At 41.9% G+C, this 24,804-nt stretch carries 23 protein-coding genes and 1 other RNA gene; 6 read left to right on the top strand and 18 right to left on the bottom strand.

All coding sequences use genetic code 11. From position 1 onward, the window contains the following. Positions 1-38 precede the first annotated feature (38 nt). From NKF87_RS06405 to NKF87_RS06380, 6 genes are all read right to left on the bottom strand, one after another. Positions 39-731 carry an iron-sulfur cluster assembly scaffold protein gene (locus NKF87_RS06405; protein WP_006426700.1) on the bottom strand — a complete coding sequence of 231 codons (693 nt, stop codon included), beginning with the start codon at positions 729-731 and terminating at the stop codon, positions 39-41. 274 nt (positions 732-1,005) lie between these two features. After that, a complete protein-coding gene (pgsA, locus tag NKF87_RS06400) occupies positions 1,006-1,548 on the bottom strand; it encodes a CDP-diacylglycerol--glycerol-3-phosphate 3-phosphatidyltransferase (protein ID WP_006426701.1) in 543 nt (180 codons plus the stop codon). Beyond that, positions 1,548-2,870, bottom strand: a complete 1,323-nt coding sequence (rimO, locus tag NKF87_RS06395) for a 30S ribosomal protein S12 methylthiotransferase RimO (RefSeq protein ID WP_117598533.1) — start codon at positions 2,868-2,870, stop codon at positions 1,548-1,550. The genes pgsA and rimO overlap by 1 nt, the downstream gene beginning before the upstream one ends. A gap of 182 nt (positions 2,871-3,052) precedes the next feature. Then, entirely contained in the window at positions 3,053-3,301 is a 249-nt protein-coding gene (gene rpoZ, locus NKF87_RS06390; RefSeq protein ID WP_117598532.1) for a DNA-directed RNA polymerase subunit omega, read from the bottom strand. 4 nt (positions 3,302-3,305) lie between these two features. Continuing rightward, a complete protein-coding gene (gene gmk / locus NKF87_RS06385; protein ID WP_253584264.1) occupies positions 3,306-3,926 on the bottom strand; it encodes a guanylate kinase in 621 nt (206 codons plus the stop codon). 36 nt (positions 3,927-3,962) lie between these two features. Further along, positions 3,963-4,844, bottom strand: coding sequence for a YicC/YloC family endoribonuclease (locus NKF87_RS06380; RefSeq protein WP_006426705.1), 882 nt, complete (start codon positions 4,842-4,844; stop codon positions 3,963-3,965). Between the two features lie 126 nt (positions 4,845-4,970). On the opposite strand from NKF87_RS06380, the gene NKF87_RS06375 reads away from it, so the two are divergent. Beyond that, positions 4,971-6,710: an Rqc2 family fibronectin-binding protein gene (locus NKF87_RS06375; protein WP_118378406.1), complete on the top strand. Its 1,740-nt coding sequence runs from the start codon at positions 4,971-4,973 to the stop codon at positions 6,708-6,710. Positions 6,711-6,742: 32 nt separating this feature from the next. On the opposite strand, the gene NKF87_RS06370 is transcribed toward NKF87_RS06375, so the two are convergent. Together NKF87_RS06370 and pheA are read right to left on the bottom strand one after the other, a co-directional pair. Continuing rightward, positions 6,743-8,032 carry an ATP-binding protein gene (locus tag NKF87_RS06370; RefSeq protein ID WP_055284808.1) on the bottom strand — a complete coding sequence of 430 codons (1,290 nt, stop codon included), beginning with the start codon at positions 8,030-8,032 and terminating at the stop codon, positions 6,743-6,745. Positions 8,033-8,097: 65 nt separating this feature from the next. Then, positions 8,098-9,228, bottom strand: a complete 1,131-nt coding sequence (gene pheA, locus NKF87_RS06365) for a prephenate dehydratase (RefSeq protein ID WP_253584262.1) — start codon at positions 9,226-9,228, stop codon at positions 8,098-8,100. A 204-nt stretch (positions 9,229-9,432) separates the two neighbouring features. Between pheA and NKF87_RS06360 the strand changes: the two genes are divergently transcribed. The 3 genes from NKF87_RS06360 to NKF87_RS06350 are packed head-to-tail and all read left to right on the top strand — an operon-like array spanning position 9,433 to position 11,363. After that, positions 9,433-9,969 carry a nitroreductase family protein gene (locus tag NKF87_RS06360; RefSeq protein WP_117598530.1) on the top strand — a complete coding sequence of 179 codons (537 nt, stop codon included), beginning with the start codon at positions 9,433-9,435 and terminating at the stop codon, positions 9,967-9,969. Between the two features lie 16 nt (positions 9,970-9,985). Next, positions 9,986-10,903, top strand: coding sequence for an aspartate carbamoyltransferase (gene pyrB, locus NKF87_RS06355; protein ID WP_055284802.1), 918 nt, complete (start codon positions 9,986-9,988; stop codon positions 10,901-10,903). Between the two features lie 13 nt (positions 10,904-10,916). Then, entirely contained in the window at positions 10,917-11,363 is a 447-nt protein-coding gene (locus tag NKF87_RS06350; RefSeq protein WP_028087588.1) for an aspartate carbamoyltransferase regulatory subunit, read from the top strand. A gap of 49 nt (positions 11,364-11,412) precedes the next feature. Here the strand turns inward: NKF87_RS06350 and rnpB are convergent. The 5 genes from rnpB to spoIVA all read right to left on the bottom strand — a co-directional run bounded on the left by rnpB (position 11,413) and on the right by spoIVA (position 16,016). Continuing rightward, positions 11,413-11,764: RNase P RNA component class A (gene rnpB / locus NKF87_RS06345), an RNA gene on the bottom strand. Positions 11,765-11,840: 76 nt separating this feature from the next. Continuing rightward, positions 11,841-12,542, bottom strand: a complete 702-nt coding sequence (locus NKF87_RS06340) for an MBL fold metallo-hydrolase (protein ID WP_253584260.1) — start codon at positions 12,540-12,542, stop codon at positions 11,841-11,843. A gap of 5 nt (positions 12,543-12,547) precedes the next feature. After that, positions 12,548-13,018 (bottom strand): MogA/MoaB family molybdenum cofactor biosynthesis protein, encoded by a 471-nt coding sequence (locus NKF87_RS06335; protein WP_055284798.1) that lies wholly within the window; start codon positions 13,016-13,018, stop codon positions 12,548-12,550. Positions 13,019-13,243: 225 nt separating this feature from the next. Next, a complete protein-coding gene (locus NKF87_RS06330) occupies positions 13,244-14,392 on the bottom strand; it encodes an iron-containing alcohol dehydrogenase (RefSeq protein WP_253584258.1) in 1,149 nt (382 codons plus the stop codon). Positions 14,393-14,543: 151 nt separating this feature from the next. Beyond that, entirely contained in the window at positions 14,544-16,016 is a 1,473-nt protein-coding gene (gene spoIVA / locus NKF87_RS06325; protein ID WP_118309672.1) for a stage IV sporulation protein A, read from the bottom strand. A 190-nt stretch (positions 16,017-16,206) separates the two neighbouring features. Between spoIVA and NKF87_RS06320 the strand changes: the two genes are divergently transcribed. Together NKF87_RS06320 and aroD are read left to right on the top strand one after the other, a co-directional pair. After that, positions 16,207-17,094 carry a shikimate dehydrogenase gene (locus NKF87_RS06320; RefSeq protein WP_118378409.1) on the top strand — a complete coding sequence of 296 codons (888 nt, stop codon included), beginning with the start codon at positions 16,207-16,209 and terminating at the stop codon, positions 17,092-17,094. 13 nt (positions 17,095-17,107) lie between these two features. Beyond that, positions 17,108-17,869 carry a type I 3-dehydroquinate dehydratase gene (aroD, locus tag NKF87_RS06315; RefSeq protein ID WP_253584256.1) on the top strand — a complete coding sequence of 254 codons (762 nt, stop codon included), beginning with the start codon at positions 17,108-17,110 and terminating at the stop codon, positions 17,867-17,869. A 114-nt stretch (positions 17,870-17,983) separates the two neighbouring features. Here the strand turns inward: aroD and NKF87_RS06310 are convergent, their stop codons facing one another. The 5 genes from NKF87_RS06310 to NKF87_RS06290 form a co-directional block, all read right to left on the bottom strand. Beyond that, positions 17,984-19,417, bottom strand: coding sequence for a hypothetical protein (locus tag NKF87_RS06310; protein ID WP_253584254.1), 1,434 nt, complete (start codon positions 19,415-19,417; stop codon positions 17,984-17,986). A gap of 252 nt (positions 19,418-19,669) precedes the next feature. Further along, a complete protein-coding gene (locus NKF87_RS06305) occupies positions 19,670-20,956 on the bottom strand; it encodes an MFS transporter (protein ID WP_118224949.1) in 1,287 nt (428 codons plus the stop codon). 21 nt (positions 20,957-20,977) lie between these two features. After that, positions 20,978-21,853 (bottom strand): shikimate dehydrogenase, encoded by an 876-nt coding sequence (locus NKF87_RS06300; RefSeq protein ID WP_055284786.1) that lies wholly within the window; start codon positions 21,851-21,853, stop codon positions 20,978-20,980. Between the two features lie 38 nt (positions 21,854-21,891). Then, entirely contained in the window at positions 21,892-23,862 is a 1,971-nt protein-coding gene (locus NKF87_RS06295) for an FAD-dependent oxidoreductase (protein ID WP_117598521.1), read from the bottom strand. 43 nt (positions 23,863-23,905) lie between these two features. Further along, the gene (locus tag NKF87_RS06290; protein WP_055284782.1) at positions 23,906-24,742 is read right to left on the bottom strand and encodes a sugar phosphate isomerase/epimerase family protein; all 837 of its coding nucleotides are present in this window, start codon (positions 24,740-24,742) and stop codon (positions 23,906-23,908) included. Between the last annotated feature and the right edge of the window lie 62 nt (positions 24,743-24,804).

Raw genomic sequence — 24,804 nt, 5'->3', positions numbered from 1 at the left:
ATTTATCCTCCTGATTAAATTACCTTAAAATATTGAGATTACTCCTTACGTGGGTCGATGATCTTAACTGCATCTGCAACACGTCCGTACTGTCCTTTTGCTTTCTCCCAAGCTTCGTTTGGAGTGTCTCCAGCTTTTACGAAGTCTGTGAATTTTCCAAGGCTTACGAACTGATATCCAATGATCTCATCGTTCTCATCAAGAGCGATACCTGTTACATATCCTTCTGCCATTTCAAGGTAACGAGGACCTTTCGCTAATGTTCCGTACATTGTACCAACCTGTGAACGAAGTCCTTTTCCGAGGTCTTCCAGTCCGGCTCCGATAGCAAGTCCGTCTTCAGAGAATGCACTCTGAGTTCTTCCGTATACGATCTGCAGGAATAACTCACGCATTGCTGTATTGATAGCGTCACAAACAAGGTCTGTGTTTAATGCCTCTAAAATAGTTTTTCCTGGAAGAATCTCAGAAGCCATAGCTGCTGAATGTGTCATTCCTGAACATCCGATAGTCTCAACGAGAGCCTCCTGGATGATACCGTCTTTAACATTCAGTGTTAATTTACAGGCACCCTGCTGAGGAGCACACCAGCCTACACCATGTGTAAAACCAGAGATATCTTTAATTTCCTTAGCCTGAACCCATTTTGCTTCTTCCGGAATCGGAGCTGGTCCGTGGTTTGCACCCTGAGCTACCGGACACATCATTTCTACTTCCTGTGAATAAATCATTTTAAAACTCCTTTCAACTATGTAAGTTTGCTTATCGTAAGGTTTGTTATCTCTTTAACATCCATACTTGTATTTATTTTCTCATATATTTCGACATTCGTCAATTGATTTTTCTCTACATTTTTGTATGGAATTTTCTCTTTTTTTGGCACAATTTGCAAAAGGTTCTTCTCGGGGAAATACCATTCCCGAAGAAGAACCTTCTCATATCTCTTTCGACCTGTTTTCTTTCAAAAGAATCCTTATCTGCCTTTTTTACAAATTTCTTCTGAGCCTACATACCGCCCTGTGTCAGTACCTGTACATTCTTTGCAATATAATCGATCAAAGATACGATTGTAAGTACCAGAGATACCCAGATCAGTACCTGTGCGATCATGTTAAATGCACCGCCAAGATCTGCGATCAGAAGGATCAGCATGAACATCTGGGATACCGTTTTGAATTTTCCCCAGTAGCTTGCAGCGATCACAATATCGTTGTCTGCTGCTACCAGACGGAAACCGCTGATGATAAACTCTCTTGCAATAATGACGATCACAAACCATGCCTGAAGTTTTCCAAGCGGGATCATACAGATCATAGCCGAACATACAAGCAGTTTATCTGCCAGTGGATCCATAAACTTTCCGAAATTCGTCACAAGATTTCTTGCCCTTGCAATTTTTCCATCCAGCATATCTGTGAGACTTGCCACACAGAAAATGATCAGTGCGATCCATTTGTTTGCAGCTCCGCCCACACCTGTCAGCATGAAAAATACAAAAAACGGAACCATGATTACTCTTAAAACAGTTAACTTATTTGGTAAATTCATTACATCAACTCTCCTATCAAATCATATTCTGCTGCTCCGGTAACTTTCACTTTTGCGAAATCACCAGTCATCAGTTCTTCATCGGTATTTACAAAAATCAGTCCGTCTACATTCGGTGCATCGCGGTAAGTTCTTCCGACATATGCATTCTCATCGGCAACTTTTCCTTCGATCATAACCAGTACTTCTTTTCCGATCATATCTTCTGCCTGATCGAATACAATCTCCTGCTGCAGCTCCATAATATCTGCCTGACGGTCTTCTTTTACTTCTTCGTCGATCTGATCCGGCATGGTCGCCGCCGGAGTATCTTCTTCCGGCGAATAAGTAAATACGCCCAGTCTTTCAAATTCCATCTCATCTACGAATTCCATTACTTCTTCATGCTGCTCCTGTGTCTCCCCTGGGAAACCGGTGATCAACGTTGTACGAAGTGCGATGTCCGGAATCTCTTTTCTCAGTTTTGTGATCGTATCGATCAGCTGCTGCTTGGAAGTTCTTCTTCCCATTCTCTTTAAGATCGCATCGCTTGCATGCTGGATTGGGAGATCCAGATAATGGCAGATCTTCGGTTCTTCTTTCATTACCTGTATCAGATTGTCATCAATCTCTTCCGGATAACAGTACAGAAGGCGGATCCAGCGGATTCCTTTGATCTGACATAACTCTTTCAGAAGCTTATGCAGGGATTTTTCACCGTAAATATCCTGTCCATATACCGTTGTCTCCTGTGCAACCAGAATCAGTTCTTTTACGCCCTGGTCAGCCAGTTCCTGTGCTTCTTTGATCAGACGCTCCATCGGTACACTGCGGTAATTTCCACGGACTTTCGGGATAATACAGTATGTACAGTGTTTGTCACAGCCTTCTGCAATCTTCAGATATGCATAGTGACCTCCGGTCGTCACAAGTCTCTTTGTCTCCGGAAGCGGCAGCGCATCGATATCGGCAAGTTCTACTTCTGATTTACCTTCCAGTGCTTCTTCTACTGCTTCTACAATCTTATCATACGAAGTCGTCCCAAGCACTACATCAACTTCCGGGATCTCATCAATAATCTCCTGCTTATATCTCTGTGCCAGACATCCGGTTACAACCAATGCCTTTAATCTTCCTTCTTCTTTATATCTTGCCATATCCAGAATCGTCTGGATACTTTCTTCTTTTGCGTCATGAATAAAACAACAGGTATTAATCACCATAACATCTGCCTGTGTCTCATCATCAACAATCTGGTATCCTTTCGCATCCAGAAGTCCAAGCATGACCTCTGAATCTACCAGGTTCTTATCACAGCCAAGTGATACGAAAAATATATTCATTCGGTTCTCCTTTTTATTTATTTCTGATTTTTGCAGTATGCATTCTATTCGGCACACATCTTTGCTATCTTGCTATATCCAGTTCAAGAAAGGCAGACACCTTGCGGCATCTGCCTTTTGTATCTCAGTCAGCAATGTGTCTGAAAGAATCCGTCTGCAACGGATCCTTAAGGTGTCAGATTTTATTCTTCTTCCTCTTCATCCTGTGCAATAATCGTCATCTTTCCCTGATTCATCTCATCAATTGCAATAGAAAGCGGCTTTTCGCCCATCTTTGCATCAACAAGCGGCATAGATCCGTCAATGATCTCTCTTGCTCTCTTTGCTGTGGCCATAACGATAGAGTAACGGCTGTTAACTACTTTTGTTTCGCCCTCTTCTACGTCTTTATTTACCACTTTCATTAAATCTGTGTAAGATGGATGTAACATACACTTATTCTCCTTTCAATTCTTCTTTCATATGCTCTATAAATTCAGCGTTACGGAAACTTCTTCTGTGCTCACCCTGGATGATCTGATGCATCTCTTCTACGCATTCCTGCAAGTCATCATTTATGATCAGATAATCATATTGATCCATCTCCAGCGCTTCTTCTTTCGCACGGTTCATGCGGAATTCAATCACGTCCATTGTCTCTGTTCCACGGCCCACCAGACGGCTCTTAAGTTCCTCTGCGCTCGGCGGTGTTACAAACAAAAGCAGTGTATCCGGGAATTTTTCTTTTACTTTCAACGCTCCCTGAATTTCTATCTCAAGAATCACATCTTTTCCTGCCTCTAACTGCTCCTCTACATATGCACGCGGCGTTCCATAGTAATTATCCACGTACCTAGCATACTCTATCAGTTCTTCTTTCGCAATCATTTTTTCAAAATCTTCTACAGTTTTGAAGAAATATTCCCGTCCGTCTTCTTCTCCCGAACGCGGATTTCTGGTGGTTGCGGAAATAGATAATGCATAATTATCATACTGTTTTAACAGCTCTTTCATAATGGTTCCCTTACCGGAACCTGAAAAACCTGATACAACGATCAGAATCCCTTTTTCTCTCATTTCGATACCCTCTTTTAATCTTCTTAACAATCTGATTTATTCAATATTCTGTATCTGCTCTCTGACTTTCTCAATCTCTGTCTTAAGTTCGATTCCGATATTGGAAGTCTCCAGATCATTCGCCTTCGAAAGAATCGTATTCGCTTCACGGTTCATCTCCTGTGCAATGAAATCAAGCTTACGTCCGATTCCACTGTCATCAGACTGAAGGGTTGCCTTCATATGTTCCACATGACTTCTCAGACGTACCACTTCTTCATCGGTACAGATCTTGTCCGCAAAGATCACGATCTCTGATGCGATCCGTCCCTCATCGATCTGTGTGTCCTCCAGAAGTTCTTTTACTTTTCCTTCTAGCTTTTCTCTGTACTCCGCAATGATCTTCGGTGCACGTTCTTCAATCTGTCCGACCAGTTCAAGCATACCGTCCAGCTTCGCGATCAGATCCTTCTTCAGATTCTCTCCCTCTACGGTTCTAGTCTGTACGAACTGTGCGATCGCACCATCCAGTGCTTTCTTAAGTCCTTTCCACAGTTCTTCTTCATCATCCATCTTCTCTTCCATTGTGAGGACTTCCGGATAACGGGACAATGTGGATACACGGATGTCATTCTCCAGTGAGAATTTTTCTTCCATCATTTTAAACTTTTCCAGATATTCTGCTGCCAGTGTCTCATTGTATTTTAAAGAGACCTGACTCTCTGAAAAGTCTTCATATGTAATAAAGATGTCCACCTTTCCACGATGAACACTTTCCTTTAAAAGGCTTCGAATGGCACTTTCAAAAAAATTAAGCTTCTTCGGCATACGGATATTGGCATCCAGATAACGATGATTCACTCCCTTCATCTCAACCGTGAATTTACGTTCCTCATCAGCCGCTTCGCAGCGTCCGAATCCTGTCATACTCTTAATCATGATATGATCCTCTTCTTATTCATTATTTAAAATAAACCAGCATTTATTATAAGACATTTGGCAAAGTTCGTCAACTATGCTATACTAGACAAATATGAAATTCTGTAAGGAAAGGAAGGTCTTTTTATGGCTTTTGACGGAATCACAGTCGCAGCAGTCGTTCAGGAATTAGAACATACTCTGGTCGGCGGACGTATCTCCAAGATCGCCCAGCCAGAAAATGACGAACTGCTTTTAACAATAAAAGGAAATGAAGGACAAAAAAGGCTCTATATCTCTGCCAGTGCTTCTCTTCCACTTATCTATTTAACCAACGAGAACAAACCAAGTCCGATGACAGCTCCTGGATTCTGCATGCTTCTGCGCAAGCATATCGGAGGCGGACGGATTACCGCAGTCTCCCAGCCGTCACTCGAGCGTATCATCCACCTGGATATTGAGCATCTGGATGAGATGGGTGACTTGTGCAGGAAAAAACTGATCATCGAGATCATGGGAAAACACAGCAACATTATTTTCTGTGATCTGAACGGACGCATCATCGACAGTATCAAGCACGTCTCTGCACAGATGAGTTCGGTACGTGAAGTATTGCCGGGACGCGATTACTTTATTCCGGATACGATGTCGAAAAAGAATCCGATGACGGCTACGCAGGAAGAATTCATTTCGGCAATCCTTGCAAAACCGATGACGATATCCAAAGCAATCTATTCCAGCATGACAGGTATCAGCCCGGTCATTGCCGAAGAGATCTGTTATCTTGCAGGTGTGGACTCTTCCATGACGGCGCATGATCTTTCCGAAGATGTACTGACACATCTGTACCGTCAGTTTACCTATTATATGGAGGACGTAAGACAGGGAAATTTCCATCCTTCTATTTATTATAATGGAAATGCACCAAAGGAATTCAGTGCCCTTCCGGTCACACATTTTAACGAATATACAAAAAAAGAGTTCTTTTCCATCTCGGAAGTCCTCTATACGTATTATTCCACACGTAACACACTGACCAGAATCCATCAGAAAAGTGCAGATCTCCGGCATGTTGTCCAGACAGCACTGGAACGGAACCGCAAAAAATACGATCTTCAGTCCAAGCAGTTAAAGGGAACGGAAAAGCGTGACAAATATAAAGTTTACGGAGAACTGATCAATACTTACGGCTATAATCTGGAACCGGGATCAAAAGAACTGACTGCCCTGAATTATTATACCAACGAAGAGATTACTATCCCGCTTGATCCGACACAGACTCCGGGCGAGAATGCACAACGTTATTTTGCAAAATACAACAAACAGAAGCGTACATTTGAAGCATTGACGGAGCTGATCCAGGAAACTGCCGATGATATCCAGTATCTGGAATCTATCAGCAACGCACTTGACATTGCTCTGAACGAAGCGGATCTTGCTCAGATCAAAGAGGAACTGATGCAGAGCGGCTATATCCGCAGAAAACATACGAAGAAAAAAGTTAAACTGACCAGCAAACCAATGCATTACATTTCCAGTGATGGTTATGATATGTACGTTGGAAAGAACAACCTTCAAAATGAAGAACTTACTTTTTCTTTTGCCAATGGCAATGACTGGTGGTTCCATGCAAAAGGTGCTCCGGGATCTCACGTTATCGTCAAAAGCGGCGGGGATGAACTTCCGGACCGTACCTTTGAAGAAGCAGGTCGTCTGGCCGCTTACTACTCTAAAAACCGTGGAGCAGACAAAGTGGAGATCGACTATATCCAGAAAAAACATGTCAAGAAGCCGAACGGGGCAAAGCCGGGATTCGTTGTTTACTATACAAACTATTCTCTGGTCATTGACTCCGATATTTCAAATATAAAAAATGTGCAGGATTAATTTCTGCACATTTTTTTACAATACATTACATTTTATCTGGTTCCGGCCAGATAATCGATAAACTGCTGGGCAGTTCTTCCGGATAATCCACCGTGACTTAATTCCCATTTATTTGCTTCCAGGAATAATTCATCGTCTGACATGTCAATTCCGTTTTTCTTTGCCAGTTCACGCACAATCTCCTGAAACTGTTTCTTATCCGGCTTTCCAAAGTATATAGTAACACCGAATCTTGCCACCAGAGACAGTTTTTCCTGAACGGTATCATTTGTATGAAGTTCTTCATCTCTGTCTTCTTTATCTTTGAATGTCTCGCGGATCAGATGTCTTCTGTTTGAAGTTGCATAGATCAATACATTATCAGGCTTCTTTTCAAGTCCGCCTTCGATCACAGCTTTCAGATATTTATATTCAATCTCGAATTCTTCAAAAGAAAGATCATCCATGTAAATGATAAATTTGTAATTGCGATTCTTAATCTGTGCGATCACATCATTCAGATCCTGGAACTGATGTTTGTATACTTCGATCATACGCAGTCCCTGGTCATAGTACTGGTTCAGGATTGCTTTGATAGAAGAAGATTTTCCTGTTCCCGCATCACCGAACAGCAGACAGTTATTTGCTTTCTTTCCCTCAACAAATGCTTTTGTATTATCGATCAGTTTTTTCTTGGCGATCTCGTATCCTACCAGATCATCCAGATGTACGTGCGCAATCTTTGTGATCGGTTCGATCAATGCACCCTCTTCTGTGTGCGCAATACGAAATGCTTTGTGAAGTCCAAGTTTTCCGACACCGAATTCCTTGTAAAACTGTGTTATAACAGCCTTAAATTCTTCTGCCGTCTCTGCTTTTGCAAGTGATTTGCTCAGATCGCAGATACGATCCCGGATTCTTTGGTTGAACACACTTCCGTGTCCGCTTGTTCCCACATAATCATGCAGCATGGAAATACAGTCAACGCCCATCACACTTTCCATATCTGCAAAGTCATAATCAAATAATTCTTTGAATATTTCGAAATCGTGCAGTGCAACCTGATTGATGCTTCCATCTACCGACCCGACAATTTCGCAGGATGTACTGTAAGCATTCTCATGGCTTGCCATCAGGTAAGTCAGATAATTATGCCAGAGATCACCCTCGAATCCATGGCTGACTGCCATCTCCAGGATCTCGTTGACTGCATCATATAACAGTCCTTTCATATCTTCCATATTATAATAGTCATTCTGATAATTCTCGATCAAGAATGTGATATCCTGCAGAATCTGTCCGTTCTCCATATGTTTATATAACATCAGTTCATTTGTTCTCATCGTCTTTCCTCCAATATATATCCATTCTGCCTCTGCCTGATGACTTCGACGTTGTGTTTTTTCTTTTAATAATTTCCAAGAATTCTCAAGTTTCTGCTTTCCTCACGCAAACCACGGATTGCATTCTTTACTGCCGGATCTGCAAGATTTCCCTCAAAATCAATGAAGAAGCGGTATTCCCAGCTTTTTCCTTCCATTGGTCTTGATTCAATCTTAGTCATATTCAGATCATTGTATGCAAAATGCGACAGCAGATGATAAAGAGAACTGCTTTCATGTGGAAGTTCCAGGCAGATACTGATCTTTGTTGCATCCTTCAGGAATACTTTCTGATTGGTGATCACGATAAATCTGGTAGAATTGTTCTTTTCATCATTGATATTATCTGCAAGCACGGACAGACCATACACAGATGCCGCATATGCACTGCACACTGCCGCATGACGCTTATCCTGATCTTCCAGGATCTTCTTTGCCGCCAGTGCGGTATTTGCCACACTGATCTGCTGCCAGTCACCATGATCTCCCAGAAAATGTGATGCCTGCATCAATGCTTCTGCCTTGGAATATACTCGTTCAATCTCTGAAATGTCTGTCCCCGGTAATCCGGACAGCGTATTTTTAATCGGAATGATCGTCTCTCCGACAATATAATTTTCAAATTCTACCAGCAGATCATAAATCTCATTGACTGCACCTGCTGTCGAATTTTCAATCGGAAGCACCGCATAGTCGGCTGCACCTTCTTCGATTGCTTCCATTGCTTCCCGGAACGTATGTACATGATAATTATTACAGTCTTTTCCGAAATAATGCTCCATAGCAGCCTGACTGTAAGCACCTTCCGTCCCCTGAAAGACAACTCTGGCTGTATCTTTATCCAAAAGATCAATTCCTATAAATGGCAGTCTTCCAAGTGCTCCAGCCTCAACCAGCTGCTTATACTGCAGCTTTCTGCTGATTGCAAGAAGCTGCTCATACACTTCCCCGATGCCCTTTTTATTAATATCGGATGATACCTTGTTCATCACGTCTGTTATAGTATTTTTTTCACGCTGACGGTCAAACGTCTTATAGCCATTTTCAATCTTACAGATTCCGATCTCTTCACAGAGTTTCATCCGCTTTTCGTAAAGTTCTACGATCTTGTCATCTACACTGCCAAGCTGTGCCCTAAGCTCTTCCAATGATGCCATATACTCTCTCCTTTATGTATATTATGCAGAAAATCTGCAAATCTATTAAATTATAATACATTCTTTCCATAAAATCTACCCATCCGTATCATAGCATTTCAAAAATTACATAGATTAAATTTCTTTAAAAATTATTTCAAGACATTGAAAATCCATGTTAAATATTATATGATGTATGAAAGATTTGAAAACGGAGGTAAAACCATGAATACAATTGAATGTATGAAAACAAGACGCAGTATTCGCAAATTCAAACCTGATCCTGTAAATCATGCCACATTAGAATCTGTGATCGAGGCGGCATCTTATTCTCCATCTTGGAAAAACACCCAGATCACACGTTATACAGCAATTGAAGATTCTTCTGTTCTTGATAAAATCGTTACCGATTATACCCCAGATTTCAATGCAAAAATTATAAAGCAGGCACCGATGCTGATAGCAGTTACTTTCAAAAAAGGCTGTTGCGGCTTTGAACGTGACGGTTCTTACAGTACCAAAAAAGAAGACCGCTGGCAGATGTTCGATGTAGGCGCCGCCTGCCAGACATTTTGTCTCGCCGCACATGATGCCGGTCTCGGAACTGTTATTATGGGAATCTGGGATGAAGACGGTATCACAGATCTGCTGCAGATTCCGGAAGACCAGGAACTTGCCGCTCTCATCGCGATCGGACATCCGGATATCGATCCGGACACACCTAAGAGAAAATCCGTAAGTGATTTATTAACTTATTTATAAAACAGGAGGTTTTTACATGAAACACTTATTAAGTCCACTAGATTTTTCCGTGGAAGAACTGGACAACCTGATGGATATTGCGAAAGACATTGAAGCCAATCCAGAAAAATATGCACATGCATGCGAGGGCAAAAAACTTGCCACTCTTTTCTACGAACCAAGTACACGTACCAGATTAAGCCACGAAGCAGCCATGATCAATCTTGGCGGCAGCGTTCTTGGTTTCTCATCTGCCGATTCAAGTTCTGCTTCCAAGGGGGAAAGTGTAGCAGATACAATCCGTGTAATTTCCTGCTTCGCAGACATCTGTGCAATGCGCCACCCAAAAGAAGGAGCTGCTATGGTTGCAAGCCAGCACGCCACGATTCCGGTGATCAATGCAGGGGATGGAGGACATCAGCATCCGACACAGACCCTTACTGATATGCTCACGATCCGTTCTTTAAAAGGCCGTCTTGACAATATGACAATCGGATTATGCGGGGATCTGAAATTCGGCCGTACCGTACACTCTCTGATTCATGCGCTGGTACGTTATCCGGGTATTCGTTTTGTTTTGATCTCACCGGAAGAATTAAAACTTCCAAGCTATATCAAGAATGATGTATTAGATCGTCAGAACATTCCTTACGAAGAGGTTGTACGGCTGGAAGATGCCCTTCCTGATCTGGACATTCTTTACATGACCCGTGTTCAGAAAGAACGTTTCTTTAACGAAGAAGATTATGTACGCATGAAAGACTTCTACATCCTGGATAACAAAAAGATGGAACTGGCAAAAGAAGACATGTATATTCTCCATCCGCTTCCAAGAGTAAATGAAATTGCCACAGAGGTAGATAATGATCCGAGAGCTGCTTACTTCAAGCAGGTACAATATGGTGTTTACATCCGTATGGCACTGATACTTACACTTTTGGGAATTGAAGTTTAGGAGGATAATAACAATGGTAAAAAATACATTAACTGTCGGTCGTATCGAAGAAGGATTTGTTCTGGATCATATTCAGGCAGGGCGAAGCATGGATATCTATAAATATCTGCATCTGGACAAACTTGACTGCTGTGTTGCGATCATTAAAAATGCAAAAAGTAATAAAATGGGAAAGAAAGATATCATGAAGATTGAATGCCCTATCGACTTTATGGATCTGGACATTCTCGGTTTTATTGATCATAACATCACCGTAAATATTATTAAGAATTCCGCGATTGTAGATAAGAAAGCGCTTCATCTGCCTCACGAGATCCGCAATGTGATCCACTGCAAAAACCCGCGCTGCATCACCTCGATCGAACAGGGACTGGATCATATATTTGTACTTACCGATCCTGAAAAGGAAGTCTACCGCTGTAAATACTGTGAAGAAAAATACGACGGAAGACGTAAATAATTTCTTTGGGACAAAAAAGAGAACCTGTCAACTGACAAGTTCTCTTTTTTATACAAGCAAGACGATAAGCCGGGTTATGTCATTGGATGATCATCTATCTAGACCCGCCGTTGCCAGCGGGTTCAAGCGACCTACCTAAGACGTGACGGGCCGCCACATCGTCTTTATCCGGTCTTGCTTCGGATGGGGTTTACATATGCCCCTGCTGTTACCAGCAAGGCGGTAGTCTCTTACACTGCCCTTCCAACCTTACCAGGATCAGATCCTGGCGGTACATTTCTGTTGCACTATCCTTGGAGTCACCTCCACCGGACGTTATCCGGCATCCTGCCCTGTGAAGCCCGGACTTTCCTCACCTGCTGCCTTTCGGCAATTACAGCTGCGATCATCTGTCTTACTTGCATTTTTTCAAAAGCGTTTATTATTATAACACTATTTTATTAAAATAACAAATCTTTTTTATTCTGATTCTTTGCATTACACATTCACTTCAAATACCTGCCCCGGTTCTTTTACCTCTATTACACGTTCTTTGTATGGCTCTGCCTCAGGGTTCTCCATCAGACGGTCATAAATTTCGTAATCTCCCCACATATGCATCGGAAACACATATTTTGTATGGGTATGTTTCATAAAATAATCCATTCCCCACGCATACTGATTTTCCTGTCTGGGATCCAGCGGAACAAACGCTATATCAATTACAATATCTTTCAGCTTGTCAATCTCCCTCTGATAATCCTGACGCATCTGTTCATTATAGCTTTCTGTTTCTCCTTCCCAGTGCCACCAGTTCAGATCCCCCGCATGATAGATTACCTTGTCTTCCATATACACAATAAATGCAACCCCCTCATCGGTAGAATGAAGTGTCTGTACCTTTATACCATCAAAATCATATTTCTTATTTGCAGTTACATATACAGTCCGCTCCGACTGTTCCTCTGACTGTTCTTTTCCTGCAATATCTGCTGAAAGGATGTACCGAACATCTGGATATTGCTCACTCCACCCGAAGATTTTTTTATTAAAATGATCATAATGCGAGTGACTGGCAAATACATAAATCTTTTTCTGCTGATCAAATTCCGGAAGGCTTCCCCTGTACCAGTCAAAAATCAGCACATATTCTTTATATTCTGCTGCAAACCCACTATGTTCCAGGTATGTAACCTTCATATCTCCTATACTTCTCCTTTGATGACCTTAACAGCATGTACAAGCTCCGGAAGTAAGTATCTTAAACTCTCCTTCACTGCCTGTGCTTTTCCCGGAAGATTAACAATCAGAGTCTCTCCACAGATTCCTGCCGCACTTCTATTCAGCATACTGCGTCTGGTGAGCTTCATTGTATGTGCCCGCATTGCTTCCGGGATTCCCGGAACCGGTCTTTCTACAATATCCATCGTTGCTTCCGGTGTACAATCGTCCGGATTGCACCCTGCTCCACCTGTGGTAAGGATCAGGTCTGCTGCTTTTCCATCTGCCAAACGTTTCATAATTGCGGACAATACTTCTCTGTCCAGCGGCAGTGCTCTCATAAATACAACTTCCAGTCCGGCTTCTTCCGCTACAAGCTTTACTGCCTCTCCGCTTTCATTCGCTTTTGTCCCTTTGTATATATCTGTATTTGCTGTAATAATTGCTACTTTCATATTGTACCTCCAACATTTATCTGTGATAGTCATATACCTTTATATTTTAACTCTTTTGTCATGATAATGCAATCTTATAAGCTTTATTTCCGACACTTACGGATGCCAAAAAACTTATTCCACGGCTTTCCGCATGTTCCCACAAAAAAAGATTCACATTTTCCATTTTCTAAAATATTGGTCAAAATGTGAATCTTTTTCTATTATCTTTTTTCGCTATTTTATTTACAGTGCTTTGCGGTACAACATCTCCACATCCTTTAATGTTGTCTGTCTTGGATTAGCCGCAATATTTCCACTCTTCATCGCATCTACAGCCATCTGTGGAATCTTGTCTTCTGTTACACCGACTTCGGAAAGAGTCTTTGGAATACCAAGAGATGCATTTAATTTCTTGATCTCTGCCACCAGCATCTCTGGTTTGAAATCTTTTACCGGCTCTTTATCTTCACTGATATAATTGTAGATTTTTTCATAGCGTCCGTGATCTGCCAGCGCATTATACTCTACGATCACAGGAAGCAGAATAGAGTTCGCCACTCCATGCTGTACACTAAAGAATGCGCTGACCGGATGTGACATAGCATGTACATCTCCCAGTCTTGCCCATGCAAATGCAATTCCGGCAAACATACTTCCTGACATCATTGCACATGCAGCTTCCTCGTCCTTTCTGTTTGCCACAAATCTACGGATATTACCACCGATCAGTTCCATTGCTTTTTCTGCCATTGCATCAGAAAACGGTGAAGCGCCAAGTGATGTATATGCTTCCCATGCATGGATCAGTGCATCAATTCCGCAGGAAGCCGCAACCATCGGTGGTACAGACATGATCATCTCCGGATCTAACAGTGCATATTTTGGAAGTAATTCGTAACTGAATACTGTCAGTTTATAATTTCTGGAGGTATCTGTAATAACGGAGAACGCCGTCACTTCACTTCCCGTACCGGCTGTTGTCGGAATTGCAATGATTGGTTCGATCGGTCCCGGAACAAGATGTGCACCTTCATACTCTGTAATGGATCCGCCGTATCTTGCCAGAACACCTACCGCCTTGGCAACATCCATCGGGCTTCCGCCTCCAAGTGCTACGATACTTGTCGCTCCTGATTCCTTATATACCTTTGTCGCCGCATTTACCATATCCACTGTAGGGTTTGGAAGAATATCAAGAAAACTTACTGTTTCTATACCTTCTGTCTCCACAATATCCAGCACTTTCTGTACGACTCCTAATTTCTCCAGCCCTCTGTCTGATACTACCATCATCTTTTTAGAACCGCTTTTTTCAAGAAGCTCCGGCAGTCTTTTTAAAGAACCTACACCAAATACAATATCCTGCGGTACTTTGAACGTGTAATCTTTCATTTTTATCATCCTCCAGATTCTTATTATCTATTATGGTAAAAAAAGAGACCACACCCTGACGAGTATGGCCCCTTTACCAATTTCTAATTCATATTATAGACACGGTCATTCACAGATTTCAAGTATTTTTTCATATTTATTTACTTTTTTTCTAAATGATAATGCATACCATGCCTCCATTACTGTCATTTACGATTTTCTGCATACTATCCTGAAGTTTTTCCTGGCTTTCTTCATTGATGACCGCCATCTTATTTTTCAGACCGTCCATAACCAGTTCTTCCACTGTTTTTCCGAATATACTGGTTTTCCAGATACCTCCTTCCATTTTTTCTTCATTTTTAATATACTGGATCAAATCTTCCGCCTGCTGCTCATTTCCAACAATCGGGGCTATCTCCGTCTCTATATTTGCACGGATCAAATGAATGGAAGGCGCCTGCGAATGAATTTTCACCCCATATTTATTTCCCTGCCTGATGATCTCCGGTTCATCCAGAATAATCTCTTCTTTTGTCGGACTGACTACTCCATACCCTTTCATCCGGACTGCTGTAAATGCATCTTCTACATTTTCATATTCATTCTTTAACATTGAAAGCTTCTTCATCGTCTTTATCAGATCATACTGACCTGAAATTGTAGTTCCTGTCATCTCACTCAACATTTCATAATAATACTTTTCATACATATGGATCCGAATGATAACACAGCCTGTATCCATCTGTATCTGTTCTACATACCAGTCTTTTATGTAAGAACTGTCCGGTCTTCCGGTCAAAGATACCGCATCCTTAATTTCTTCAAGATTTCCAAGAATTTCTTGTATATGTTCCAGCAGATCCTGTTTGATCTTATGCGTAACCGGAAGCATTTCCACCCATTTCGGTATATAAAATTGTACCTCCGATACCGGAAATTCATACAAAACGGCCTCCAGAATCTGGTAAATATCTTCTTCTTTTATCTGTTCACAATTTACAGTCATCGCTCTGACCTGATAGGTATCTTCCAGCTTTTTAACCTTTTCTTTAGCTTCCTGTCCATGCGGTTTTTTTGAATTTACCAATACCACGAACGGTTTCCGGATAGACTGAAGTTCCCTTATCGTACGTGCCTCCGCATCTTCATAATTATCTGACGGGATATCTGTGATCGTTCCGTCTGTTGTGACCACGATTCCTATCGTTGCATGCTCACGTATCACTTTCTGGGTACCTGTCACTGCCGCTTTGGTAAATGGTATTTCTTCCTGGTACCACGGGGTTTTTACCATACGTTCATGCCCGGCCTCCTCGTATCCCGAAGCACCCTTCACCAAATATCCGACACAGTCTATCAGACGAACCTTCACTTCAACGTCCCGGTTCAGATGTATTACTGCCGCATCTTTCGGTACAAATTTTGGTTCTGTTGTCATAATCGTTTTGCCTGCGGCAGACTGCGGAAGTTCGTCTCTTGTCTGCTCTTTCATATGTTCATCTTCCATTCTCGGCAATACCATTACATCCATAAAACGCTTAATAAATGTCGATTTTCCCGTTCTTACCGGTCCTACAACACCGATATAGATTTCTCCGTGCGTTCTTGCTTTTATATCTTTATATAACTGTTCTGTGTCCACTTTCCCTGCTCCTTCCTGCTGTGCTGTTAAAGTATATGCACTTCTTCGCTCTTTATAGAACTTGCACTACAGATCAATAGTCATTTTCTATCGTTTCCGTATCTGTTTAGCATTTGATTATACATCTGCATTTTGTTAAAATATAGGCAAACATAAAGATAATTTTTATTACAAAAAGGAGATTCTTATTATGGAAAGACATCAGATTACCGGACACACCGAATTAATCGGTCTTCTGGCTTATCCTATCCGTCACTCACAGTCACCGGCAACACATAATGCAGCTTACGAAAAGCTTGGTGTTGACATTGTAAATCTAGCATTTGAAGTAGATGCACCTGAGCTTGAGGATGCAATTAAGGGCTTACGCGCGCTGAAACTCCGTGGTGCCAATGTTTCTATGCCAAACAAAACGATCGTACATCAGTATCTGGATGAAATCTCTCCGGCTGCCAAACTCTGTGGCGCAGTAAATACTATCGTCAATAAAGATGGCTATCTGGTCGGACACATCACAGACGGTATCGGTTATGTACAGTCTTTAAAAGACAATGATATTGATCCTACCGGAAAGAAACTGACAATTGTAGGTTCCGGCGGAGCTGCTACTGCTGTTGAAATTCAGGCTGCACTGGATGGTGTCGCTGAGATGTCTATCTTCGCAAGAGACGATAAATTCAAGCAGAATGCACTGGATACAGTAAAGAAAATTAACGAAAACACCAATTGTAAAGCAACATTCTACCCTCTGGAAGATCTGGACAAATTAAAAGAAGAGATGCATTCATCTTATCTCTTCACAAATGCCACAGGTGTTGGAATGAAACCGCTCGAAGGAATTACCTATATTCCTGATCCTTCTTTCTTCCGTCCTGATCTTATCGTAACAGATGTTGTCTACGCACCACACGAAACAGCAATGCTGAAAATGGCAAGACACGCCGGATGTAAAACAATGAACGGTCAGGGCATGATGCTCTTCCAGGCAATTGCTGCTATCGAACTGATCCTCGGCAAACGTGTGGACAGTGAATATATGAAAGAAAAACTGGGAATTTCCTACGTTTATGAAGATTAAGGAGAATTTTTCTATGAACACTGTAAAAGTAAGAAATTTGGAACTCGGAAACGGAATTCCGGCAATCTGTATTCCTAATGTTGGAAAGACAAAAGAAGACATTCTTTCTCTTACCCGTACCTACCTTGACATGCATATGGATCTGATGGAATGGCGGATGGACTGGTACGAAGATGTCGAAGATATTGCAAAAGTCACAGAGCTCGTAAAAGAACTTCGCGATGTAATGGGCAATACTCCTCTTCTCTGTACATTCCGTACAGACAAAGAAGGGGGCGTACATCCAATGCCCACTGAAAAATACGCCGAACTTAACAAAGCAGTTGCTGCAACCGGCAATGCTGATATTATTGACGTAGAGATCTTTACAGGCGATGACATTGTACGGGAGATGATTGATGCAATCCACGTTTCCGGCACAAAGGTTATTGCTTCTAACCATGATTTTGACAAAACACCTGCCAAATCTGATCTCATTTACCGCCTCCGCAAAATGCAGGATATGGGAGCCGATATTCCTAAAATGGCGGTTATGCCACAAACCAAAAAAGATGTCCTGACTCTTCTTTCCGCTACTGAAGAGATGGCATCCGATTATGCCGACAGACCAATCATCACCATGTCTATGGCAGGGCTTGGAAGCATCAGTCGTATTGCCTGCGAGGCATTTGGTTCCTGTCTGACATTTGGTTCCGGAGCACAGGCTTCTGCACCTGGACAGATCGGAGCAGAAAAATTACATCAGGCACTTCAGATTGTGCACGATGCATTGTAAAAAACGAAAAAAGAGAGAGGGCCCATGGATATTCCCACAGGCCCTCATTTTATGTTTATTACATTTATTTTAATATATTATCCTGCCACACAACATAACACAGGCACATATTTTTTATCCCTGTTTTTTCTGGGCAAGAAGCCTCTGCACTTCTTCGTTTCTTTTCGCTTCTACCTGATCCAGTTCTTCCGTTGTAAGCGCTCCCAGTTTTTTCTTCTGGAAATCCATATTTGAAAGTAACAGGTTCATTACAAAACCGACAAGCAATGCCCATCCGGATCCTTTGAATGCCAATACCGCTGCCATAACACCTGCAATACTCTTATCTGTGTTAGACTGACAGTATTCCATACCTATTCTGGCACAGACATAAGCCTGGAACAATAATGTGATTGCCGATCCGACTCCCATGATTGGTTTCATGAAAGATGCGATCGGTACCAGAATAACACTGATAAATGTCGCCATACGGAAAGAACTCATTCCACCGATCAATGATTTCATTGCTTTCTTTCCTTCTTTATAACGCATTGCTACCGATACGGTCATTCCAACCCAAAGCGGTCCTGCCAGTGGTGGGAATGGTGCGAAAATCGCAAGGATCAGGTTTCTCAGTCCACTGATCAGATTTGATCTGCTCGAGTTAAAGTCAATATATTCATCGCTTCTGCTCTCCTGTGCTTCCTCTACCAGAGTCTTTGATGTAACAAAATCTCCAAATGCCAGTACATAGCAGATCAAGGCCAGAGGTATGGCACTGATGAACTTTGAAAGCGGAGGGAAACCTACCGCAAAGATACTGACTGTATGGAATATATTACTGAAATCAGGAATTCTGATGACTGTTCCAAGTTCTAATACAGGTTTTGATAACTCTCCAAGAGCAACCCCTGCTACCATAGCAATCAGATACGGGAACAAATTGCCGTATTTTGCCATGATATCTAATATTTTATATTTACTTCTGTTCTTTTCGCAGAATGGTGAAAAGCTTAAAAATGCGAGCAATAATGTACCGGCGAGTGTTGCTACCGGTGCAGTCATAAGCTGGCTTCCATCCGATAATTGTCCCTGCAATACCGTAATCGGTGCAGCGATCAGGATACCACCTTTAATTGAATTTGGCACACCATTTACAAATTTGTCTGCCAGTTTCGTAATTCCCATAAATATAAATACAAATGCGACCAGAAGCTGCAACGCGATCATTGCCTGTATTCTGTCTGGTCCCTTTTCGAACCCATTTAAATACGCCAGGGTAAATGGCAGTGTCGGAGTAATCCATCCCGGAACTACCGGATCCCCTAACCATCCATGAAGCATATACATAAATACTTCAATGATGACACAGCTCCATGCAAGTTCATATGGAAGTCCAAGATTATCTGTCAGATACGGAATAGAACTTAAAGCTGTTGCGCCAAGGATCAGACCCTGAAAAAATTCCACATATTCTACTCTGTAATGGATTCCCGGAATTCTCCATTGAAATGGACCAAGAGGAATAAAGGGAAGTTCATTGGCTCTTTTTGCTCTTTTCGGACTCATCTTTGAGTGTCCTCCTTCGTCTTATGATTTTTTCATACAAATATTCTTCGTATGCTTCAGCATCAGCTAGCTATTATGATATAACACCGGTCATTCCATAGATGTTTTCTATAGAATGACACGTATTATCCTCTAATTTTTTAGTGTTTTCTATGAATGTCTTTTTTTTAACAATCCTATGTTAAAAGGAAGGGACTGTCTATCCGCTGCCATCCGGAACAACAGTCCCTTTTTGTCCTTCATTACATTTTTTTACAATGCACTCTTTCCGAAGATTTTCTTGTGCTGCGCTACTAAGTAGAGGGAACTTAAAATAGCAAGAATTGCAAATACCAATAACATGATCATGAGGCTGTATACTGCATTTGCCTCACCCGATGCTTTTGTAAGCTGTGCTGCCACTACCGGGATCAGGTAGCTTGCTGCACCCATAAATGTGTAATAGATACCGGTGTTTCTTCCCTTTGGTCCCGGGTTGAATAACTGAACCACTGCAAGACCAGTCTGAAGAGCACCACCTGCTGCAAAGAATCCTAACATTGCAATTGCAATGTAGATAATTGCTACCTGATGAATAAACAGAACACCTGCAAGTGCTACTGCAGTACAGATAGAATCAATCAAGACAACTTTCAGTGGGCTCCATTTTAATTTAGCCATCATGAATGCCCAAAAAAGTACTGCACAGATAGAACCGATTGTATAGATAGATGTCATACCTGCTGCCTGCATCTCAGACAATCCACATACAGATAATCCGAACGCTTTCGTATACTGCTGAGCACCATACATGATTGCCATGCAGAGGAATGCATAAAACATTACCAGAAATACTACAAATTTGCTCGGTTTTGTAAGCATAGCTGCTTTCGCTGCATCAATTTCTGCCTGTACTGCATCTTTTGATTTTCCATCATTTCCTTCCGATGCCTTCTTCTGATCATCATATACGAATGGTGCAATAATTGCAAGTACTAAACAGATAATAGACATAACTACCGGAATCATAACATTTAATTTCCAGTTTCCACTGTTTGCATTATGTACTACTAGAAGTGGATATACCATACCTGACAGTGAAACAAAGAATTTGATTCCTACAAGCGCTGATCCAGGTGCTGCCGGATAAGCTTCCTGTACTGCAGGGTATCCTGAAGCATCCCAGAATCCTGAAGTTGCAACTCCAGATGCAAAACCGCATACAGAAGCAACCAGTGCACTCTTAGTAAATAAGAATCCAAGGAAGCAGATAATATATAATGCTGCTCCACCGATCATCAGTTTCTTACGTCCGACACGGTCAGAGATTTCTCCACCAATCCATACGCTTATGAATTTACCAAATCCAGTCCATGCAACTGCTGTACTTACTGCTGCAAGTCCTGCTGCATATGCTGCAGACTGCGGATCTGACATATTGAATCCCCACTGTTTTGCGAAATTCACATTATTCTGGCTTAATATAATTGCCTGAATTCCATGTGTCAGATAGCAAAAATATACGCAGATGATAGACCATAAATATTTCTTTGCTTTCATTCCCTCATTCTCCTTTGTCTTTTATTTTGCCTGTGCTTTCTGGAATTCCTGATACTCGGCAAGCGGCATTTCTTTTCCAACGAACAGTCCATAGTTTACTGCTCCCTGCTGCTGAAGCATTCCCACTCCGCCGATTGCCTTGCATCCTGCTTCTTCTGCTTCCAGGATCATTTTTGTTTTTTCCGGGCTGTATACAGTATCTGCAACAACCAGATCTTTACGGAATAACGATTTGTCAACCAGTGTCACATCCTGATGTGGTTTCATTCCCATAATTGTAGCATTTACAAGAATGTCACATGCTTTGATTGCTTCTTCCAGTTTAGCCTTGTCATCAAGGTCATCTACGGTAACTACACACTCCGGACACTTCTCTGCTAATTTAGCTTTTGTTCCTTCTGCTCTTTCAAAGAATTTATCTTTGATATTGAAGATATTTACTTCTTTTGCTCCATCCAGTGCTAACTGAACCTGAATTGCTGTAGCAGCTCCGCCTGCTCCAAGAACAACAACCTTTTTGTCTTTTACAGGTGCTCCGTTGAGTTCCAGATTCTTAACGAATCCGACACCATCTGTAATGTGTCCTGTGATTACTCCGTCATCGTTAACGAATACATTGCAGGCTCCGATGATCTCAGCTGCAGGTGATAGTTTGTCCACCAGCTGTGCAGCGATGTTCTTGCATGGCATAGTAAAGTTACCACCACGCATATTTAATAAACGGATAGATTCGAATACTTTCGGCATTTCCTCTTCTGTTACATCAAATGCCATATACGCATAATCCAATCCATCATGCTGGAAGCTGAAGTTGTACATTGCAGGAGATCCTGAATGTCCGACCGGTGTTCCAAATAACGCCATTAAGCCTGTATGTCCGGAAATTCTTTTTTCCATGATCTTAACCCTCCTGGTTTTCTTTCTAAATTCAATTATTAAAGTTTTAATGCCACATCGTAAGCTTCTTTTGTAGCATCCAAGGCACGACGTGCTCTTACTGCATCACCTACTACATGAACTTCCGGAACAATGTCCTTTAATTCATCGGCGAAGTCATATACAACATTCTGACCATCGCGGTGTGTATAACGGGAGCTGAATCCCATAGAAAGAACAACTGTGTCGAATCCTCTTGCCTCGTAAATTGTCTCATCAGATTTATCTGCGGCATTCTTATAGCTTACGCCGTCTGAGAAGATTTCAGATACTGCGGCACTTGTAATCTGTTCAATTCCGTATTTTTCAAATGCTTCCATAAGGAAGATACGGTGCTCGTGGATCACATCCGGTCCAATGGCATCTCTCATCTCGATAACAGATACTTCATGTCCCTGTTCAGCAAGGAAATCTGCTGTCTCGGCACCTACCATACCGCCGCCTACAACTAAGACTTTATGTCCTACCGGACGTGTTCCTTCCAGACAATCCACACCATATACGATATCAGGGTTGTGGATACCTTTGATAAACGGAAGGACTAATGTCTCAGATCCGGTTGCAAGGATAACTGCATCCGGTGTATCTTCTTTTAACATCTGTGCTGTTACTTTTGTGTTCATCTTGATATTTACACCGGCTTTTTCGCATTTTACGATATAGCTTCTGATCATACCTGTGATGTCACCTTTTCCCGGCGGATAAGCTGCCAGTCTCATGTTTCCACCAAGTTTATCTGTAGCTTCAAATAATGTCACGTCATGCCCACGTCTCTTAGCTGTAAATGCGGCACACATACCTGCTACTCCGCCACCGATGACATATACTTTCTTTGCCTTTTCTGCTTTCGGAAGACCTTCTGACTCACGGCCAAGCACAGGATTTACCAGACAGCAAAGAGGTTTTCCGGCATACATGTTAGCGACACATCCCTGCAGACATGCGATACAAGGTGTCATATCTTCCAGTCTCTCTTCCTGCGCTTTTTCAGGAGTATGAGGATCTGCCAGTGACTGACGTCCAAATGCCACCAGATCAGCTTTTCCAAGTTTTACCATCTGTTCTGCGAACTGTGGCTCTGTGTAACGTCCGACTGTAATAACCGGAACAGATACACAATTTTTGATATTTGCTACAAGCTCTGCCGAGAATCCGCCATGAATTCCTGTCGGAGCCCACATATACTCATCTTTCAGATGTACCGCACGTGATACATGAAGTCCATCCACTCCGCAATCTTCAAGATAAGAAGCAATTGCACACATATCATGGTTATCCAGACCGCCAAACATATCTTCTGTACTGTTGATACGTGCAAGCACTGCAATTTTACCTTCTGTTCTCTTCTTAACTTCTTCAACGATCAGACGAGAAAATCTCATTCTGTTTTCGAAGTTTCCACCAAATTCATCTACACGTTTATTCGTTCTTGGTGACATAAAAGAATTCACAAGATAACCGTGTGCCATGTGAATTTCCACTGCATCTGCTCCGCCCTTCATTGCGCGGACCGCTGCATCTCCATATCCTTTAATAAGCTCATATACCTGCTCTGTAGGAACTGCTTCCGGAATATCTCTTCCATCAGCCGCTGCAATAGCTGTTGCTGCCTGGATTGGTGCTCCCGCATTCTTGGCATTTCCTTCCGGTCCGGCATTCTGAAGCTGAATGGAAATCTTAGCACCTTCTGCATGACAGGCATCGGTAATCTTTTTCAGACTCTCAATGCTGTTGTCATCATACAGACAAGGTTTTCTCGGGCCACCCTTTGCTCCTTTATGGACAACTGTTGCTTCGATCGTGATCAGGCCAAACTGACCTTTTGCACGTTCAGCATAGTATGCAACAGACTCATCGCTCCATGTTCCATCTGTATTTGCAAAATTATTTCCCATTGGTGGTACTACAAAGCGGTTCTTTACTGTCATTGGTCCGATCTGAATCGGAGAAAACATATTTTTGAACTTCATTATTTTTTTCCTCTCTCTTTTGAACAAATCTGATTTCTATAAATTAGTCTACCAGTTCTGGCCAAGCTTCTTTTAATACTTTTTCAGTATTCTCATATGTATAAGCTGCTGCTTCGTTAATTCCTCTTCCAAGGATCTCGTCAGAAATTACTTCTACACCAACAACCTTTGGATCAATTCCTGCATCTTTGATCATCTTAACGAATCCAGCTGTATCTTTTGCTCCTGTTCCAGGTGCAAGACGGTCATGCATGGACTCATCTCTTAAGATTGAATCTGCATACGGTCTCTCATATGCATCATTGATCTGGATGGAAATAACTTTTTCAGCGATTTCCGGTGTAAGAATATCATATGGCTGATTAGCTCTTACCCAGTGCCATGTATCAAGGATAAGCATTGCATTCTCACATCCGGATGCTTTTACAACTTCCCAGCCTTTCTGAAGGTTTGGAATACCGCTGTATGGCATTGGCTCAACACCAATAATGTATTTTCCGGCTCTCTGACACAGCTCTTTTAATTTCTGCGCTGTATATTCTACGGAATAATTTTCCATCAGTCCACAGTTGATATGACCAACTCCGAAAAGTTCACACATATGGAAGCACATCTGCTCTTTGTATTTCTGCTCGTATGAACGATGCTCTTCGCACCACTGAACGATATACTCAACTTCTGTTACTTTCATGTCATGTTTATCAAGAATTGCAAGAATGTCTTTGTCATGAAGTCCCTCATTCAACGCATCAACATAAGTTTCTGCACGAAGACCGATTCCTTCATACCCTGCTTCTTTTGCAGCGATCACACGGTCTTCAAATTTGCACTGATCTCCAAGTGTCCATGAACTTACTGTAATTGGATTCTTTTTTGACATAATTCTACCTCCATTGTTAAAATTGAACAGATTCCCTTTTTGCTTAATGTTCAATCTAGTAA

This window comes from Dorea longicatena, assembly GCF_024168045.1.
Taxonomy (GTDB): domain Bacteria; phylum Bacillota; class Clostridia; order Lachnospirales; family Lachnospiraceae; genus Dorea_A.
Note: the sequence above shows the minus strand (reverse complement) of the source record. Positions and strands in the feature narration are given on the sequence as shown.

What these genes read in the sequence shown, in the direction of transcription:
- NKF87_RS06350 (WP_028087588.1), top strand. Translation starts at nt 10,917, where the DNA reads ATGGTAAAAAATACATTAACTGTCGGTCGTATCGAAGAAGGATTTGTT.
- pheA (WP_253584262.1), bottom strand. Translation starts at nt 9,228, where the DNA reads ATGGCATCATTGGAAGAGCTTAGGGCACAGCTTGGCAGTGTAGATGAC.
- NKF87_RS06340 (WP_253584260.1), bottom strand. Translation starts at nt 12,542, where the DNA reads ATGAAGGTTACATACCTGGAACATAGTGGGTTTGCAGCAGAATATAAA.
- NKF87_RS06290 (WP_055284782.1), bottom strand. Translation starts at nt 24,742, where the DNA reads ATGTCAAAAAAGAATCCAATTACAGTAAGTTCATGGACACTTGGAGAT.
- NKF87_RS06405 (WP_006426700.1), bottom strand. Translation starts at nt 731, where the DNA reads ATGATTTATTCACAGGAAGTAGAAATGATGTGTCCGGTAGCTCAGGGT.
- pyrB (WP_055284802.1), top strand. Translation starts at nt 9,986, where the DNA reads ATGAAACACTTATTAAGTCCACTAGATTTTTCCGTGGAAGAACTGGAC.
- pgsA (WP_006426701.1), bottom strand. Translation starts at nt 1,548, where the DNA reads ATGAATTTACCAAATAAGTTAACTGTTTTAAGAGTAATCATGGTTCCG.
- NKF87_RS06380 (WP_006426705.1), bottom strand. Translation starts at nt 4,844, where the DNA reads ATGATTAAGAGTATGACAGGATTCGGACGCTGCGAAGCGGCTGATGAG.
- NKF87_RS06360 (WP_117598530.1), top strand. Translation starts at nt 9,433, where the DNA reads ATGAATACAATTGAATGTATGAAAACAAGACGCAGTATTCGCAAATTC.
- NKF87_RS06300 (WP_055284786.1), bottom strand. Translation starts at nt 21,853, where the DNA reads ATGGAAAAAAGAATTTCCGGACATACAGGCTTAATGGCGTTATTTGGA.
- gmk (WP_253584264.1), bottom strand. Translation starts at nt 3,926, where the DNA reads ATGAGAGAAAAAGGGATTCTGATCGTTGTATCAGGTTTTTCAGGTTCC.
- NKF87_RS06375 (WP_118378406.1), top strand. Translation starts at nt 4,971, where the DNA reads ATGGCTTTTGACGGAATCACAGTCGCAGCAGTCGTTCAGGAATTAGAA.
- NKF87_RS06310 (WP_253584254.1), bottom strand. Translation starts at nt 19,417, where the DNA reads ATGAGTCCGAAAAGAGCAAAAAGAGCCAATGAACTTCCCTTTATTCCT.
- aroD (WP_253584256.1), top strand. Translation starts at nt 17,108, where the DNA reads ATGAACACTGTAAAAGTAAGAAATTTGGAACTCGGAAACGGAATTCCG.
- NKF87_RS06305 (WP_118224949.1), bottom strand. Translation starts at nt 20,956, where the DNA reads ATGAAAGCAAAGAAATATTTATGGTCTATCATCTGCGTATATTTTTGC.
- NKF87_RS06335 (WP_055284798.1), bottom strand. Translation starts at nt 13,018, where the DNA reads ATGAAAGTAGCAATTATTACAGCAAATACAGATATATACAAAGGGACA.
- rimO (WP_117598533.1), bottom strand. Translation starts at nt 2,870, where the DNA reads ATGAATATATTTTTCGTATCACTTGGCTGTGATAAGAACCTGGTAGAT.
- NKF87_RS06320 (WP_118378409.1), top strand. Translation starts at nt 16,207, where the DNA reads ATGGAAAGACATCAGATTACCGGACACACCGAATTAATCGGTCTTCTG.
- NKF87_RS06330 (WP_253584258.1), bottom strand. Translation starts at nt 14,392, where the DNA reads ATGAAAGATTACACGTTCAAAGTACCGCAGGATATTGTATTTGGTGTA.
- NKF87_RS06370 (WP_055284808.1), bottom strand. Translation starts at nt 8,032, where the DNA reads ATGAGAACAAATGAACTGATGTTATATAAACATATGGAGAACGGACAG.
- NKF87_RS06295 (WP_117598521.1), bottom strand. Translation starts at nt 23,862, where the DNA reads ATGAAGTTCAAAAATATGTTTTCTCCGATTCAGATCGGACCAATGACA.
- rpoZ (WP_117598532.1), bottom strand. Translation starts at nt 3,301, where the DNA reads ATGTTACATCCATCTTACACAGATTTAATGAAAGTGGTAAATAAAGAC.